Source organism: Sphingomonas adhaesiva, assembly GCF_036946305.1.
In the GTDB taxonomy this organism is placed as follows: domain Bacteria; phylum Pseudomonadota; class Alphaproteobacteria; order Sphingomonadales; family Sphingomonadaceae; genus Sphingomonas; species Sphingomonas adhaesiva_B.
Genome location: NZ_JAQIJJ010000005.1, coordinates 155,424 through 170,474 on the forward strand (window position 1 = coordinate 155,424; position 15,051 = coordinate 170,474).

The 15,051-nt window shown below is 70.0% G+C and carries 13 protein-coding genes; 7 read left to right on the top strand and 6 right to left on the bottom strand.

Going from position 1 to position 15,051, the window contains the following annotated elements:
• Positions 1–158: 158 nt before the first annotated feature.
• Complete coding sequence (locus PGN14_RS09830; protein WP_335299336.1) at positions 159–821, bottom strand: acyl-CoA dehydrogenase family protein; 663 nt, start codon at positions 819–821, stop codon at positions 159–161.
• Positions 821–2,365: a long-chain-fatty-acid--CoA ligase gene (locus PGN14_RS09835; protein ID WP_335299337.1), complete on the bottom strand. Its 1,545-nt coding sequence runs from the start codon at positions 2,363–2,365 to the stop codon at positions 821–823. The genes PGN14_RS09830 and PGN14_RS09835 overlap by 1 nt, the downstream gene beginning before the upstream one ends.
• Positions 2,366–2,492: 127 nt before the next feature.
• On the opposite strand from PGN14_RS09835, the gene PGN14_RS09840 reads away from it, so the two are divergent.
• The 6 genes from PGN14_RS09840 (at position 2,493) to gyrB (ending at position 10,930) form a co-directional block, all read left to right on the top strand.
• Entirely contained in the window at positions 2,493–3,659 is a 1,167-nt protein-coding gene (locus PGN14_RS09840; protein ID WP_335299339.1) for a DUF47 family protein, read from the top strand.
• Between the two features lie 12 nt (positions 3,660–3,671).
• The gene (locus PGN14_RS09845) at positions 3,672–4,685 is read left to right on the top strand and encodes an inorganic phosphate transporter (protein ID WP_335299340.1); all 1,014 of its coding nucleotides are present in this window, start codon (positions 3,672–3,674) and stop codon (positions 4,683–4,685) included.
• Between the two features lie 13 nt (positions 4,686–4,698).
• Positions 4,699–5,736 carry a DNA replication/repair protein RecF gene (recF, locus tag PGN14_RS09850; protein WP_335299341.1) on the top strand — a complete coding sequence of 346 codons (1,038 nt, stop codon included), beginning with the start codon at positions 4,699–4,701 and terminating at the stop codon, positions 5,734–5,736.
• A gap of 115 nt (positions 5,737–5,851) precedes the next feature.
• Positions 5,852–7,096 (top strand): MFS transporter, encoded by a 1,245-nt coding sequence (locus PGN14_RS09855; RefSeq protein ID WP_335299342.1) that lies wholly within the window; start codon positions 5,852–5,854, stop codon positions 7,094–7,096.
• 30 nt (positions 7,097–7,126) lie between these two features.
• Positions 7,127–8,386: an MFS transporter gene (locus PGN14_RS09860; RefSeq protein ID WP_335299343.1), complete on the top strand. Its 1,260-nt coding sequence runs from the start codon at positions 7,127–7,129 to the stop codon at positions 8,384–8,386.
• Positions 8,387–8,437: 51 nt separating this feature from the next.
• On the top strand, positions 8,438–10,930 hold the full coding sequence (gene gyrB / locus PGN14_RS09865) for a DNA topoisomerase (ATP-hydrolyzing) subunit B (RefSeq protein ID WP_335299344.1): 2,493 nt from the start codon (positions 8,438–8,440) through the stop codon (positions 10,928–10,930).
• Positions 10,931–11,004: 74 nt separating this feature from the next.
• On the opposite strand, the gene PGN14_RS09870 is transcribed toward gyrB, so the two are convergent.
• From PGN14_RS09870 to PGN14_RS09880, 3 genes are all read right to left on the bottom strand, one after another.
• Positions 11,005–11,709: an NAD-dependent deacylase gene (locus tag PGN14_RS09870; protein ID WP_335299345.1), complete on the bottom strand. Its 705-nt coding sequence runs from the start codon at positions 11,707–11,709 to the stop codon at positions 11,005–11,007.
• Between the two features lie 119 nt (positions 11,710–11,828).
• Positions 11,829–12,959: an NAD(P)H-dependent flavin oxidoreductase gene (locus PGN14_RS09875; protein WP_335299346.1), complete on the bottom strand. Its 1,131-nt coding sequence runs from the start codon at positions 12,957–12,959 to the stop codon at positions 11,829–11,831.
• A 50-nt stretch (positions 12,960–13,009) separates the two neighbouring features.
• A complete protein-coding gene (locus PGN14_RS09880) occupies positions 13,010–13,603 on the bottom strand; it encodes a L,D-transpeptidase family protein (protein ID WP_335299347.1) in 594 nt (197 codons plus the stop codon).
• 210 nt (positions 13,604–13,813) lie between these two features.
• Between PGN14_RS09880 and PGN14_RS09885 the strand changes: the two genes are divergently transcribed.
• Positions 13,814–14,539, top strand: a complete 726-nt coding sequence (locus PGN14_RS09885) for a murein L,D-transpeptidase catalytic domain family protein (RefSeq protein WP_335299348.1) — start codon at positions 13,814–13,816, stop codon at positions 14,537–14,539.
• Between the two features lie 121 nt (positions 14,540–14,660).
• On the opposite strand, the gene PGN14_RS09890 is transcribed toward PGN14_RS09885, so the two are convergent.
• The gene (locus PGN14_RS09890) at positions 14,661–14,969 is read right to left on the bottom strand and encodes a chorismate mutase (RefSeq protein ID WP_335299349.1); all 309 of its coding nucleotides are present in this window, start codon (positions 14,967–14,969) and stop codon (positions 14,661–14,663) included.
• Positions 14,970–15,051 lie beyond the last annotated feature (82 nt).

Consider the following 15,051-nt stretch of genomic DNA (forward strand, 5'->3'; position numbering starts at 1 on the left):
CCCCCTGCCCCCCCGTTCGCCCTGAGGAGAGGCTGAGCCTGTCGAAGCCTCGTCTCGAAGGGCACGCGCAACGCTTGTGCTTCGAGACGGCACTTCGACAGGCTCAGTGCCTCCTCAGCACGAACGGGGAATGGCTCGCGGAGTGAAAGCCCCCAATACTAAGCCGCCATCCGCTTCAACATCCTCCGCGCCGTGCCATCGCCCTGCATCAGCACGCGCAGCCGCCGGAAATAGCCGCCGACCCGCAGCTCCGCGGTCAGCCCCATCGCGCCGTGCAGCTGTACCGCGCCCTCCCCGACCACACGCGCCGCATCCTCCGCCAGCACCCGCGCCGCCGCCACCGCGCGCGCATCCTCCGGCGTGTCGACCGCCGCGCCCACCGCCGCCTCCGCGAGCGCCAGCGCCATCGCCATGTCGGCCATACGATGCCGCAGCGCCTGGAACGACGCGATCGGCACGCCGAACTGGCGCCGCTCCTTCAGGAACGCCGCGGTATCCGCCAGCAGCGTCGCGCACAGCCCGACCATCTCGGCCGAATGCAGGATCGCCAGCGCGTCCCGCGCATCCTCGTTGGTGGCGCCATGACGGTTCGTGACCCAATGCTTCGCCCAGTCCAGCCCCGCATTGGCGCGCCCGAACGCCGCCGCGACCACCGCGGCATCGCGCAGGTCGGTGCCCAGCCCGCCCGCATCCTCCGCGATCCCCAGCGACGCGACCCCGCTGTCCTCCACCGCGCTCGCCCAATCGACGCCACCGCGCGCCAGATGCGCGTCCAGCATGTCGGCCAGCTGCCGCTGTTCGTCGGTCCGTGCGAAGGTCATCAGTTCACCCGCCTCTCGTGACCGGCCCAGAACGGCTCGCGCAGCGCGCGGCGCAGGATCTTGCCGGAGGGATTGCGCGGCAATGCCGCGATGAAATCGACCGTCTTGGGGCATTTGAACCCCGCGATCCGCGCGCGCGCATGCGCGATGATCGCGTCGGCATCGGCCTGTGCGCCCGGGTGCAGCACCACGATCGCCTTCACCGCCTCGCCCCATTTGGGGTCCGGCACGCCGATCACCGCGACGTCGGCGACCGCCGGATGCGCATAGATCGCGCTTTCCACCTCGGCGGGATAGACGTTCTCCGCGCCCGTGATGATCATGTCCTTGATACGGTCCTGGATGAAGAGATAGCCGTCCGCATCCAGCAGCCCCGCGTCCCCTGTCCGCAGCCAGCCGTCGCCGTCCAGCGTCCGCGCCGTCTCCTCCGGGCGGCCCCAATAGCCCGCCATGTTGTTGGGGCTGCGGATCGCCACCTCGCCGATCGTACCTGGCGGCAGCACCGTCCCGTCCTCACCCAGGATGCGCAGCTCGACACCCGGCAGCGCCTTGCCCGCCGCGGTCATCTTCGCCTCGCGCCCGGGCAGGTGATCCTCGGGCGGCAGCGCCACCACCGATCCCCATGTCTCGGTCATGCCATAGACCTGGACGAAGCCGCACCCCATCCGCTCCACCGCCTGCTGGAGCAGCGGCAGCGGGATCGGGCTGGCGCCGTAGGACAGGGTCAGGATCGAGGAGAAATCGGCGGTTGCCGCATCGGGGTGCGCCAGCATGATGCCGATCGCGGCGGGCACCAGGAACAGCCGCTTGACGCGATGCGCCGCGACCGCCGCCATCACCTGCGCCGGATCATATTCGGCATGGACGATCAATTCCTGCCCGCTGTTGACCGCGCCCAGCGCCACGCCCACTCCGCCGATATGGCCATAGGGCATGGCGATGATCGTCGCGTCGCCCGGGGACGCCAGCAGCCAGTCGATCCCCGCCGCGATCTGGTTGGCGCGGCTGCGGATGCCGTTGGCATGGGTCAGCATCACCCCCTTGGGCGTGCCGGTCGTGCCGGAGGTGTAGAGCTGGAGCACCACGTCCTGCGCGTCCACCGCCACGTCGGGCGCGGTATCGGGCTGCGCATCGCGCCACGCCGCGAAATCGTCGCCCATCGTGACGACATGGTCCGGCACGACCGCGCGCCCGGCGAAGGCGGGTTCGACGAACAGCGCACCGGGTGCGGCATCGCGCAGGATCGCATCGACCTCCGCAGGCGCCAGCCGCCAGATCACGGGGACGAACACCATCCCCGCGCGCGCCGCACCCAGCGCCAGTTCCACCGCCTGGTCGCTGTTCTTGCCGACATAGGCGACGCGATCGCCCTTCCCCAGCCCCAGCGCCCGCAAGCCGTTGGCGATCCGCGACGCATGGCGGTCGAACGTCGCATAATCGGTGACCCGCCCGTCATACCGCAGCGCCACCTGCGTCGGGCGTTCGCGCGCATGATGCGCCAGTGCCGCACCGAAGGTGGCGGGCAGTTCGCTCTCTCCTGTCATGCGCGCCAGCCTAGCATCGCGGGCGGGCGCGTCCCCTGACACAGCTGACAGGTTCACAGCTGACAGGTCCACAGCTGACAGGTGGCCGACCTTCGCATAGATCACTGACAAAGCCACCGATCGCGCTATGGACGGTCGACACCTCACCCAAGGACCCGCCGCCATTCGCCAGATCGCCGCCCTTCCCTATCGCCTCGACGGCGAATCGGACGATACCGCCGTCGTTCGCGTCCTGCTGGTCACCTCGCGCGGCACGCGCCGCTGGGTAATGCCCAAGGGCAATATCGCGCCCGGCGTCTCCCCGCATGATGCCGCCGCGCAGGAAGCGGAGGAGGAGGCCGGCGTCGTCGGCGCGTTGTGCCCGATTCCACTCGGCACCTATCGCTATCGCAAGCGGCGTAGTAGTGGCGCCTCGCTGATGGCAGATGTCGAGGTGTTTCCGCTGGCCGTCACGCAGGAGCTGACGTCCTGGAAAGAGCAGGATCAGCGCGAGCGGCGCTGGTTCGCTCTCGCGGAAGCGGTCGAAGTCGTCCATGAGCCCGACCTGCGCGATCTGCTTCGGTCGTTCGCGCCGACGGAATTCAAGGCCGCGCTGCGTCGCCCCGGTGCGGCGCGCGCGGCGCAACAGGGATCGGGATGGGGTTCGATGTTCGGCTGGTTTCAACGTCTGCTGCCGCGGACGGGCAATTTCTTCGAGCTGTTCGAGGCACATGTCGCGACGGTGCAGGCCGGCGCGGAGGCGACCGCGCGGCTGCTGTCGTCCGACGGCGCCAGTGCGCGCGAGCATATCCGCGAGATCGTCGAGCGCGAGCATGACGCCGACAATATCACGCGCGAGGTGCTGACGACGGTCCGCAAGACGTTCCTGACGCCGTTCGATCGCGGTGCGATCACCGCACTGATCGGCGCGCTGGACGACACGATCGACGAGATGCACGCTGCGGCCTCCGCGATCGACCTGTACCAGGTACAGGATTTCGCGCCGGAGATGCGCGACATGGCGGCGATCATCGTCGATGCCGCGCGGCTGGCGGCGGAGGCGATGCCGTTGCTGCGCGACATCGGGCGCAACGGCGACCGGCTGCACGAACTGACCGAGCGGCTGATCCGGATCGAGGGCCATGCCGACGAGATCCACGCCGCGGGCCTGCGCCGCTCGCTCCAGCAGCACGGCCAGACCGACACGCTGCGCTTCGTCGTGGAGCGCGAGGTGTACAAGCATCTGGAGCGCATCGTCGACGCGTTCGAGGATGTCGCCGACCAGATCGACGGCATCGTCATCGATCACGCCTGACGCGCCGCCGCCATGCACCAGATCGCCTTTCCGCTGCTCGTGGCGCTGATCGTCGTCGCGCTGGCGTTCGACTATCTCAACGGGCTGCACGATGCGGCCAATTCGATCGCCACGGTGGTCGCGACGCGGCTGCTGTCGCCGGTCACCGCGGTGCTGTTCGCCGCCTTCTTCAACTTCGCGGCCTATTTCCTGACCATCGCCTTCCCCAGCCTGCATGCGGTGGCGGAGACGATCGGCAAGGGGCTAATCGACCAGGACGTCGTCACGCCCGCGGTCATCTTCGGCGCGCTGGGCGGCGCGATGTCGTGGAACGTCATCACCTGGCTGCGCGGCATCCCCTCGTCCAGCAGCCATGCGCTGATCGGCGGGCTGATCGGTGCCGGCGTCACCCACGCCGGGCTGAACGGCATCCACTGGTCCGGGCTCAACAAGACGCTGCTCGCGATCGTGCTGTCGCCGACGCTGGGGATGATCCTGGCGATGGCGGTGATGCTGCTGACCAGCTGGCTGTTCCGCCGCTCCACCGCGCACGGTGCGGAGAAGAGCTTCCGCGCGCTCCACCTGCTGTCGTCGGCGGCCTATTCGCTCAGCCACGGGCTGAACGATGCGCAGAAGACGATGGGGATCATCACCGTCCTGCTCTATTCCACCGGCTATCTGACCGGCCCGTTCGAGGTGCCGCACTGGGTGGCGATCAGCTGCTATGTCGCGATCGCGGCCGGCACGATGACCGGCGGGTGGAAGATCATCGAGACGATGGGATCGCGCATCACCAAGCTGTCGCAGCATCAGGGGTTCAGCGCGTCCGCGGCGGGATCGATCGTGCTGTTCACCGCCTCCGCGCTGGGCATCCCGGTATCGACGACGCACACGATCACCGGATCGATCATCGGCGCGGGCGTGGCGCGGCGTGCGTCCGCGGTACGCTGGGGCGTGGCGCAGAACGTGGTCACCGCCTGGATCATCACCATCCCCGCCTCCGCGGCGATCGGCGCGCTGTTCTACGCGATGACGCTGCCGTTCTGACGCTGGACGGGCGATGCTGTCGCGCCTGGTCCTCACCGATTTCCGCAATCATGCCGCGCTGACGCTGGCGCCGGGCGCGGGGTTCGTGGTGCTGACCGGCGCCAATGGCGCGGGCAAGACCAATGTGCTGGAGGCGGTGTCGCTGCTGGCACCCGGCCGCGGCCTGCGCCGCGCGCCCCTGTCACAGATGGCGCGCAGCGACGGCGCCGGCGGCTTCGGCGTCGCCGCGACGCTGGCGGACGGCGTGGAACTGGCGACCGGCACGCTGCCGTCCGCGCCCGAGCGGCGCGTGGTCCGCGTCAACGGCGCCGCCGCCAATGCCGGGGCACTGGCGGAGCGGCTGGGCGTGCTGTGGCTGACCCCGGCGATGGACCGGCTGTTCACCGATGCCGCGGGCGAGCGCCGCCGCTTCCTCGACCGGCTGACGCTGGCGCTGGCGCCCGATCACGCGCGCCACACCGCACGCTATGAGGCGGCGATGCGCGATCGCAACCGCCTGTTGGCCGATGCGGCGCCCGATGCCGAATGGCTCGCCGCGCTGGAGGCGCAGATGGCGCTCCACGGCGGCGCGCTGGACGCCGCCCGCCGCCGCACCATCGCCGCGCTGGACGCGGCGCTGGTGGCGCAGCCTGCGGGCGATCTGCCGCGCGCGCGCGTCGCGCTGGAGGGCTGGTCGGGCGAGGGGGAGGCGCTCGCCGAGGCGCTGCGCCAGGGCCGCGCGCGAGACGCCGCTGCGGGACGGACGCTGGCGGGGCCGCACCGCGCCGATCTGGCGGTGACGCATGTCGACAAGGCGCGTCCCGCCGCCACCGCCTCCACCGGCGAGCAGAAGGCGCTGCTGCTGGCGATCGTGCTCGCGCATGCCGAACTGGTTGCGGCGCAGGTCGGGCGTGCGCCCGTGCTGCTGCTGGACGAGGTCGCCGCGCACCTCGACCCCGATCGTCGCGCCGCATTGTTCCGGCGGCTGGAGCCGCTGGGCCAGACGTGGATGACCGGCACTGAGCCGGCGCTGTTCTCCGCGACCGGAACCGCGACGCGGATCGCGCTTTGATCGCCTGTCCTACTCCGATTGCGTTATGACAAATTCGTGAAATCCCGCCATGGTCCGCGGCATGGGGGCGTGCGGCGTCCGACCGACGGAGGGAGCGATGTCAGGGCTGTGGAACATGCGCAGGACCATATTCCATAGCAGCGACGCGCACCCGGGCGAATGGCGCCGCGGCTGGCCGATCGTCGCCGCCGCGATGCTGGGATCGGGGCTGGGGCCGGGATTGTACCAGAATCTGTCGAGCCTGTTCGTGCCCGGGCTGGAGCACGATCTGGGCTGGACCCGCGGAGAAATCGCCACGGCCGCTGGCGTCGGCATGATCGGCGCGCTGGCGGCACCCGCGGTGGGTCGCGCCGCCGACCGGCTGGGCGTGCGCCCGGTCGTGATCGCATCGATGCTGGTGCTCGCGCTCGGCTATCTGTGGCTCGCCTCGGTCGACCGCGCACTATGGCATTATACCGTCGGCGTGCTGCTGGTGGTGGCGGCGCTGCCGGGGACCAGCAGCCTGTCGTTTGGGAAGCTGATCGCGGCGCGCTTCGTCGCGCATCGCGGCATGGCGCTGGCGCTGGGCACGTCGGGGCTGGCGACGATGACGATCGTCGTCGCGCCGCTGCTGGGGCTGGTGATCGACCGCTATGGCTGGCGCACGGCGCTGCTGGCGCTGGCGATCACCACGGTGGCGGTGGCGCTGCCGCCGATCCTGATCGCGATCCGCGACGCGCCGCTCGCGACATCGGCGCCGCGCGCGGACGCCGCCCCGGCGGCGGAACTGCCGGGGCTGACCGCGCCGCAGGCACGCCGCGACGCGCGCTTCTGGTTGCTGATCCTGTCCGCGCTGCTGATCAATTTCGCGACCACGGGACTGGTGACGCAGATGGTCCCGATCGGGATCGAGCGCGGGCTGCCCGCGGGCGAGGCGGCGTTGCTGCTCACCGGCTTCGGCGTCAGCGCGATCGCCGGGCGGCTGCTGGTGGGGGTGCTGATCGACCGGCTGCGCCCCTTCCCGGTGGCCGCCGCGATCGCGATCGTCTCCGCGCTCGCCTTCCTGCTGCTCGCCTGGGGGCCGGGCGGGCTGGGCGCGTTGCTGACGATCGTGTTCCTGTGCGGGCTGATGAACGGCGCGGAGAACGACCTGCTGCCCTTCCTCGCCGCGCGGCTGTTCGGGCTGCGCGCCTTTGCCGAGATCTACGGCAGCGCGATGCCGATCGCGCTGTCGGGATCGGCGATCGGCATCGTCGGGTTCGGGCGGCTGCACGACTGGACCGGCAGCTATGCCGCCGCGCTGGTGACGGGCAGCGTCGCGCTGGCGCTGGCCGCGACCTGCTTCCTGCTGCTGACGAAGGTGCGCGCCGCCGGGGGGTGACGCGGCCGGCGCGCCTGCTACGCTAACATCATGGAGAGGGACGCGAATCGCGTCGCCGCGCGCGCCGAATGGCGGCGTGGGTGGCCGCTGGTGCTGGGCGCGCTGATCGGGATCGGCGCCGGGCCGGGGCTGTTCCAGAATCTGTCGAGCCTGTTCACGCCCGGGATGATGGCGGAGTTTGGCTGGACCCGCGGGCAGATCGCGACCGCGGCCGGGATCGGGTTGATCGGCGCGGTCGCCTCCCCGCTTCTCGGGCGGGCCGCCGACCGGCTGGGTATCCGCCCTGTGATCCTGCTGTGCATGACGCTGCTGGGCGTCGCCTATGGCGGGTTCGCGATGATGCAGGGCGAGATCTGGCAATATCAACTGCTCGTGCTGCTGCTCGCGCTCAGCGTGCCGGGCACCAGCGCGATCGTCTATGGCAAGCCGCTGGCGGCGTGCTTCCGGGCGCATCGCGGGCTGGCGCTGGGGGTCGCCACCTCGGGCCTGTCGGTCACGACGGTGCTGCTGCCCCCCGCCGTCGCCTGGGTGATCGCGGGCTGGGGCTGGCGTGGCGGCTTCGTCGCGCTCGCGATCGTGACGACGCTGGTGGCGATGCCGCTGGCGCTGCTGGCGGTGCGCGGCGCCGCCGCCGGCCCCACCCGCCCCGACGCGGACGCGCCCGCCGCGCAGGTGCCGGTGGACGGCCCCACCGCGGCGGAGACGCGGCGCGACGCGCGCTTCTGGCGGCTGGGCGCCAGCGCCTTCTGCATCAACCTCGCCACCGCCGGGCTGGTCACGCAGCTGGTGCCGTTCGGCCTCGAACGCGGGCTGACCGCGGCACAGGCGGCGCTGCTGCTCGCCGCGTTCGGCGGCGCGCAGGTGGTGGCGCGGATCGTGATCGGCGCGCTGATCGATCGCTGGACGCCGCAACTGATCGCCGCCGCGGTGGCGCTCGTCTCCGCACTCGCCTTCGCGCTGCTGGAGGTGCCCGCGCCCGGCTTCGCGCTGCTGATGGTGCTGGTCTTCTTCGCGGGCATGATGAACGGTGCGGAAAACGACCTGCTGCCCTTCTTCACCGCGCGGCTGTTCGGCTTGCGCGCCTATGGCGAGATCTATGGCTGGCTGGTGCTGATGGCGCTGGGCGGCACTGCGACCGGGATCGTCGGGTTCGGGCGGCTGTACGACGCCACCGGCAGCTATGATGTGGCGCTGGGCATCGCGTCCGGCGCGCTGACTCTGACCGCGATCCTGTACCTGTCGCTGCGCGAGCGCGCGCTGCCCCATGCGCAGGCGGCGGCGACCGCCTGAAACGCCCCTATTTCGCTTTCGTTGCACGCCCGCCATGCCTATATGATGGGCATGGCAGAACAGCAGAATACCAGCGACTACGGCGCCTCCTCGATCAAGGTGCTGAAGGGTCTGGACGCGGTGCGCAAGCGTCCGGGCATGTACATCGGCGATACCGACGACGGCTCGGGCCTCCACCATATGGTGTTCGAGGTGAGCGACAATGCCATCGACGAGGCGCTGGCGGGGCATTGCGACCGCATCGACATCACGCTGAACGCCGACGGCTCCGTGTCGGTGACCGACAACGGGCGCGGCATCCCCACCGGCATCCACCCGGAAGAGGGCGTGTCCGCGGCCGAGGTCATCATGACCCAGCTGCACGCGGGCGGCAAGTTCGAGAATACGTCCGACGACAATGCCTATAAGGTGTCGGGCGGCCTCCACGGCGTCGGCGTGTCGGTGGTCAACGCGCTCAGCGAGTGGCTGGACCTGACCATCTGGCGCGACGGCGAGGAGCATTACATGCGCTTCGCGCACGGCGACGCGGTCGCCCCGCTCAAGGTCGTCGGCAAGGCCGAGGGGCAGAAGGGGACGCGCGTCACCTTCCTCCCCTCCCCCGCCACGTTCAAGATCGTCGAGTTCGATTTCGACAAGCTGGAGCATCGCTATCGCGAGCTGGCGTTCCTCAATTCCGGCGTGCGGCTGTTCCTAAACGATGCGCGGCACGAGGAGCCGCGCTCGGTAGAGCTATATTACGAGGGCGGGATCGCCGCCTTCGTGAAGTGGCTGGACCGCAACAAGCAGCCTTTGTTCCCCGATCCCATTTCGGTGAGCGGGATGCGCGACCAGATCGGGATCGAGGTCGCGCTGGAGTGGAACGACAGCTATTACGAGAACGTCTTGGCCTTCACCAACAACATCCCCCAGCGCGACGGCGGCACGCATATCGCGGCGTTCCGCGCCGCGCTGACGCGCACGCTCAACGCCTATGCCGACAAGTCGGGGCTGTTGAAGAAGGAGAAGGTGTCGCTGACCGGCGACGACATGCGCGAGGGACTGACCGCAATCGTTTCGGTCAAGCTGCCCGACCCGAAATTCTCGTCGCAGACCAAGGACAAGCTGGTCTCGTCCGAGGTGCGCCAGCCGCTCGAAAGCCTGATGGCGGACAAGATGGCGGAATGGCTGGAGGAGAACCCCCAGCACGCACGCTCAATCGTGCAGAAGGTGATCGACGCCGCCGCCGCACGCGAGGCGGCGAAGAAGGCGCGCGAACTGACGCGGCGCAAGGGCGTGATGGACATCGCCTCGCTGCCCGGCAAGCTGGCCGACTGCCAGGAGCGCGATCCCGCCCGGTCCGAACTGTTCCTGGTGGAGGGCGACTCCGCCGGCGGCTCGGCGAAGCAGGGGCGCGACCGGCATTTTCAGGCGATCCTGCCGTTGCGCGGCAAGATCCTGAACGTCGAGCGCGCGCGCTTCGACCGGATGCTCGGCTCCAAGGAGATCGGCACGCTGATCCAGGCGATGGGCACCGGCATCGGGCGCGACGACTTCAACCTCGCCAAGCTGCGCTATCACAAGATCGTCATCATGACCGACGCCGACGTCGACGGCGCGCATATCCGCACGCTGCTGCTGACGTTCTTCTACCGCCAGATGCCCGAGATCATCGAGGCGGGGCACCTCTATATCGCGCAGCCGCCGCTCTACAAGGCGACCAAGGGGCGGTCGGAAGTGTATTTGAAGGACGATGCCGCGCTGGATAATTACCTCGTCGACGCCGGGCTGATCGCGATGGCGCTGGAGCGCGGCGCGGAGACGCTGACCGGCGCGCACCTGCGGCCGCTGGTCGAGCACGCGCGCCGCATGCGCACGCTGATGCGCTACGTCCCGCGGCGCTACGATCCGGTCATCATCGAGGCGCTGGCACTGGGCGGCGCGCTCGACCCCGAGGCGACGCGCGCCAGCCGCGAGGCGGCGGTGGCGGAGGTGACGCGCCGGCTCGACCAGGGTGACGTCGAGGCGACCTGGACCGCGCAGCTGACCGAGGAAGGCAGCATACATTTCCAGCGGCTGTGGCGCGGCGTGACCGACCATCACATCGTCGAGGCGACGTTCCTGGCATCGGCGGAGGCGCGCAAGCTCCACACGCTGGCGGCCGAACAGGCGGAGGTGTTCGCACATGCCGCCAAGCTGGTGCCGGTGAAGGGCGCCGCGGTCGAGGCGCCCGCGGATGCCGTCGCCACCGACGAAGAGGGTGAGGACACGCTGGCCGTCGGCAAGGGCGAGGCGCTGGTGGCACGTCCGTCGCAGCTGCTCGACGCGATCCTGGCGGCGGGGCGCAAGGGCCTGTCGATCCAGCGCTACAAGGGGCTGGGCGAGATGAACGCGGAACAGTTGTGGGAAACCACGCTCGACCCCGCCAACCGCTCGATGCTGAAGGTCGCGATCGATCAGGCGGACGTCGCGGACGAGATCTTCACGCGCCTGATGGGCGACGTGGTCGAACCCCGCCGCGAGTTCATCCAGGAGAATGCGCTGAGCGTCGCCAATCTGGACGTGTGACGCCCTCCGGCACCCCGGGCTTGACCCGGGGTCCCGCTTCTCCCGCAACGTCAGGGTGAAAGCGGGACCCCGGATCAGGTCCGGGGTGACGAAGAAAGCAAACTGTCCACCCACGCCGGCACCAGCGTCCCCGCCGGCCCCAGCCGCGTCTCGTCGAACCACGCGCTCCCTTCCGACCGATCGAGGTTCAATTCCAGCGTCGCCGCGCCATAGGCCCGCGCGGCGCGCACGAACCCCGCGGCGGGATAGACCGCCCCCGACGTCCCGATCGACACGAACAGATCGGCACGCGCCAGCGTCGCCTCGATCCGCTCCATCCGGTACGGCATCTCGCCAAAGAACACGATGTCCGGGCGCATCGCCGCCGCCCCGCACGCCGCGCACGCCGTCCCCGGCGGCAGCGCCTCCGTCCACGCATGCCGCTCGCCGCACGCCGCGCACAAGGCGGAGCGCAATTCGCCATGCATGTGGAGCATCCGCGTCGCGCCGGCACGTTCGTGCAGGTCATCGACATTCTGCGTCACGATCAGCAACTCGCCCGACCATGCGCGATCGAGCCGCGCCAGCGCCTCATGCGCCGGGTTCGGCCGCACCGTCTCCAGCGCCGCACGCCGCAGGTCGTAGAAGCGATGCACCAGCGCCGGATCCGCCGCCAGCGCCTCGGGCGTGCAGACGTCCTCGACGCGATGCCCCTCCCACAGGCCACCGGGGCCGCGGAAGGTGGCGATGCCGGATTCGGCGGAGATACCGGCGCCGGTAAGGATGACGATGTTGCGCATGGGAGGAGGATAGGCCGATCAAATACCCCACGTCACCCCGGACTTGATCCGGGGTCCCGCTTCCCACCGGCCTGAAGGAAGAAGCGGGACCCCGGATCAAGTCCGGGGTGACGAGCGCCCTATTCCACCATCCCCATCATCCGCTCCATCGCGCTGGCGAAGCCCTGCTTGAAGTCCTGCACCACCTGCCCCGCCGGGCGGACCTGCTCGACCAGCCCGACGCCCTGCCCGACGAAATAGGTCACCATCGCACGCGCCTCCGCGTCGCCGCGCTCGGCCACCTTCTCGCACGCGCGGATCGCGGGTTCGCTGATCAGGCTTTGATACGGCATCGGCAGCGCGCCGGGTGAATCTTCGCCCTCCCATGCGTCGGTCCAGGCGGAGCGCAGCTGGCGCGACGGCTTGCCGGTGCGGCTCTTCGATCGCACCGTGTCGCGGCTGGTGGCCGCCACCATCTTCTCGCGGAACACGTCGGAGCATTCGCTCTCCGGCGTCGCCAGCCAGACCGATCCGGTCCACACGCCGTCCGCGCCCATCGCCATCGCGCCCGCCATCTGCTCGCCGGTCATGATCCCGCCCGCCGCCAGCACGGGGACGCGGCTGCCGCGCCGCTCCAGTTCGCGGATCACCTCGGGCACCAGCACCATCGTCGACACCTCGCCGCAATGCCCGCCGGCCTCGCCGCCCTGCACGACCAGGATGTCGACCCCGGCAGCAACCTGGCGCAGCGCATGTTCCTTCGCCCCCACCAGCGCGGCGACGGGGACGCCGTGCGCCTTGCCCATCTCGATCATCGCGGGCGGCGGCACGCCCAGCGCGTTGGCGATCAGCCTGATCGGATGGCGGAACGCGACGTCCAGCATCGCCAGCGCCAGATGGGGGTCGAACGGCGCCGGCGCCCCGCTGTCGGCACGCTCGGCGGGCATCGTGAAATGATGCCGCTCCGCCAGCGTCTCGACGAAGGCGCGGTGCTGCGGCGGCACCTTGTCCGCCAGCGAGGCGCGGTTGATCCCCTTCGCGCCGCCGGTCGCGAGATTCTCGGGGATCAACACGTCGAGGCCATAGGGCTTGCCGTCGACATGCGCGTCGATCCACGCGAGTTCGGTCTCCAGCGTCTCCAGCGTATGTCCGGTCGCGCCCAATACGCCGAACCCGCCGGCGCGGCTGACCGCGGCGACCACGTCGCGGCAATGACTGAAGGCGAGCAGGGGAAAGTCGATCCCCAACATCGCGCAGATCGGCGTGCGCATCCTCTCATCTCCCGCTCGGCCGCTCAGGCGGCGGCCTGTCGGGGCGGAGGCTAACGGCTCGCCAGCAGCGGGTCGAGTCCGCGTTCGCCGCCCAGCGGCGCGCCACCACCCGAGACATAGGCCATGTCGGTCACCTCAACGGTAGCGCCCAGCTGCGTCGCTTCGAACAGCTTCTTGGCAAAGGCGGACGGCAGCCGGACGCAGCCGTGCGAGGCCGGGAAGCCCGGGTTGCGCCCGGCGTGCAGCGCCACCCCGTCCCACGTCAGCCGCTGCATATAGGGCATCGGCGCGTCGTCGTAGAGGTTGGAGCGGTGCATCGCCTTCTTCTGCAGGATGGTGAAGGTGCCCGTCGGTGTCGGCTTGTCGTCGGTCCCGGTCGACACGGTGGAGGCGGCGATCAGCGTCTGCCCACGAAAGACATAGGCGCGCTGGTCGGGGATGGAGATCAGCACGCTGACCGCGCCGTCGACCCTGGCGTCGGTCCACAGGAAGCGGTTGGGCGCGAGATCGGCGGCCGCCTCGGTCAGCGCATATTCGTCCATCGCCCCGTTCGCGGCGCGCGCGTCGGCGGGGGCGGAGGCGAGCGTGATCGCCAGGATGCCGGCAAGGACCGGCGCGATCGTGAGGGTGGCGAATCGCCGCATCTCGGATCCCTTTCGTCCATGCTCGCCCGAACAGACCGGGCGGGCGTCACCCGATGGAACGTGCGGCGCCCGAATTGGTGCCGGGGCGACGAAACGTTGGGATTCTACGCCGGATGTCCGCAACTTGATCGCAAGCAGTCGCGGAGGTTGCGGATTGTTCACTCATTTTCTGCTATTTGACCGTCATTCGAGCGGGGATAATTCGAACCGATGAAGTGGTCGCAGGATGCGGTGCCGTCGCGCCGTGCATTGTTGAAGACCGGCGGTCTGTTTGCCGGCGCGTTGATGATCCCGAGTGCGGTGTCCGCGGGGATGCGCGACGGACGCGGGGTGCGGGGCAAGCCGGAATCGCTGCTGCCCGATACCTTCCACACGCCGCGTGCCGCGGTCGCGGCACAGCCGGTGTCGCGCAGCGTGCTGGCGCCCGGCGTCAACCAGCGGCTGATGCAGCGTGCGATGGCGGCGATGGACCGCCACGGCAGCCGCATCGCGCGGCGTGACCGGATCGCGGTGGCGGACTTCTCGGCCGGCTCCAGCCGCCCGCGCTTCCACCTCATCAACCTGGAGGACGGGCGCGTCACCAGCAAGCTGGTGGCGCACGGCAGCGGCTCCGATCCGGCGCACACCGGCTATGTCCAGCGCTTCTCCAACGGCAACGGCTCCAATGCGTCGTGCGAGGGCGCGTTCCTGACCGACAATTATTACGTCGGGAAACACGGCAAGTCGCAGCGGCTGATCGGGCTGGACCCCACCAACGACAATGCGCTGGAACGCGCGATCGTGGTCCATGCCGCGTGGTACGCCAACCCCGACATGATCGCGCGACGCGGCATGCTGGGCCGCAGCCAGGGCTGCTTCGCGGTCGGCGAGCATGAGCTGGCCGAGGTGTTCGAGCGGCTGGGGCCGGGCCGGATGATCTACGCCGCGAAGGTGTGAGGCGACCGAGGTCCGTCACCTTGGCACGCGTCACCCCAGCGAAGGCTGGGGTCTTCTGCCTGGATGGCGCCGCGCGTACCATCGGGAGATCCCAGCCGTCGCTGGGATGACGTGAGGGGCGTTAGCCCGCCCGCTCGTCGAACGACGCCAGTTCATAGGCGATCGACGCCTCGACCAGCCGCTCCCACAGGTCCGCGATCGCCGCCCCCGGCAGCCCTTCCGCCTCCGCCGCGGCGCGTGCCTGCGCGATCACCTGTGCCTTGCGGGCCTCGTCGCGAACCTGCCCGCGCGCCGGCTTGATGCGCGCGGCGGCGTCCATATAGTCGAAGCGGCGGCGCAGCAGCGCGACCAGCTCGCGGTCCAGCGCGTCGACGCCGGCGCGTACCTCCGCCATCGTGGTGCAGTCCGGGCCGGGCAGGATGTCGCTCATCCCCGTGCTGCTAGGCGGACCCGCAGGCGGCGTCCAGCTTGACTCTGCCTGCTGCCGCGGCTAGGCGCGCCGCTTCGCAATT